The organism is Micrococcus sp. LASM2_SD2 (assembly GCF_057364565.1).
Window position 1 is genome coordinate 1 of record NZ_JBNFOB010000370.1, and the last position, 1,398, is coordinate 1,398.

Below are 1,398 nucleotides of genomic sequence, written 5' to 3' on the forward strand. Positions count from 1 at the left end.
CGGTGGCGGGGGCCCGGGGCGGGGAGGCGCCCCGTGAGGATCGCGGCGGCACGGCGCGGACGGTTGTCCGGGACCGGCTCCTCGCCGAGCAGGGTGGCCGCGCGACGCTTGGTGGTGGCGCGCGTGACGATCGGGATGCGGTCCGTCTTCACGGCGGAGGAGGCGGCGCCGACCAGGATGTGCGGCCGCACGTCCAGGTCCTCGCGCAGCAGGCGGCCGGACACCGGGCCGACTTCCGCCGGGTGGGCCGCGGCCAGGGCCTCGTCCGAGAGGTGCAGCGACTCGATCGGGGCGAGCTCCTCCTCGGTGCCCTCAGCCACCTCGAAGACGATGACCGTGACATTGTCATGCGCCCCGCCCTTGAGGGTCAGGTCGATGAGCTCGTCCACCGCGGCCTCGAGGGACTGGGCCTCCTCGAGGATCGTGCGGATGGTCGGCACCGTGACCACGTCCGTCAGGCCGTCCGAGCAGAACAGCCAGCGCTCGCCGGCCGTCACCGGCACCTCGAAGACGTCCAGCTCCGGGGAGGCGTCCACGTCGCCCAGCACGCGCATCAGCACGTTCTTGTTCGGGTGGTGCTCGGCCTCCTCCGGGGACAGCCGGCCCTCGTCCACGAGGCGCTGCACGAACGTGTGGTCACGGGTGATCTGCTCGAACTCGCCGTCCCTGAGGCGGTAGGCGCGGGAGTCGCCGATGTGCGCCATGTAGAGCGTCTCCCCGGCGAGCAGTCCGGCGGTGCAGGTGGTGCCCATGCCCGCCAGCTTCGGATTCGCGTGGACCAGCTCGTTGAGGATGAGGTTCGCGTTCTGGATCTCGTCCGGCAGGACGGTCGCCGGGTCGTCGTAGCCCGTGGCGTCCAGCGGGGCCAGGTCCAGCACGGCCGAGGCCGAGGCGACGTCTCCGCCCACGTGCCCGCCCATGCCGTCGGCGAGGACCACGAGATGACGGCCCGCGTACGCGGAGTCGTCGTTCTTGGAGCGGACGCGGCCGACGTCGGACCGGGCGGCACAGTGGAGGACGTAGGGCATGGGTCAGGCCTTGATCTCCATGACGGTCTTGCCGATCCGGATGGAGTCGCCCGGGCCCACGGGCAGGGCACGGGAGACCTGGTTGCCGTCCACGAACGTGCCGTTGGTGGAGCCCAGGTCCTCGAGGAACCAGCGGGTGCCCTGCGGGAACAGGCGGGCGTGGCGGCCGGAGGCGTAGTCGTCCTCCAGCACCAGGTCCGCGTCCTGGGCGCGGCCCATCAGCAGGGCCTGACCCTGCAGGTCGATCTCCCGGCCGGCCAGCGGTCCCTTCTCGATCACGAGGGTGCGCGCCAGACGGGGCGCCGGGGTCGGCGGCCGACGCACGGTGCGGCCGGCTGACGGGCGGCTCCGGCCTCCGGGGGCCGGCCGG

General features: G+C 73.0%; 2 protein-coding genes. Both read right to left on the reverse strand.

Going from position 1 to position 1,398, the window contains the following annotated elements:
* Positions 1-1,028, reverse strand: a 1,028-nt coding sequence (locus tag AC2W7A_RS12425) for a PP2C family protein-serine/threonine phosphatase (protein ID WP_485991613.1), incomplete at its 3' end; no start/stop codon positions are given.
* A gap of 3 nt (positions 1,029-1,031) precedes the next feature.
* The coding region (locus tag AC2W7A_RS12430; protein ID WP_485991614.1) for an FHA domain-containing protein FhaB/FipA at positions 1,032-1,398 on the reverse strand (367 nt) is incomplete at its 5' end.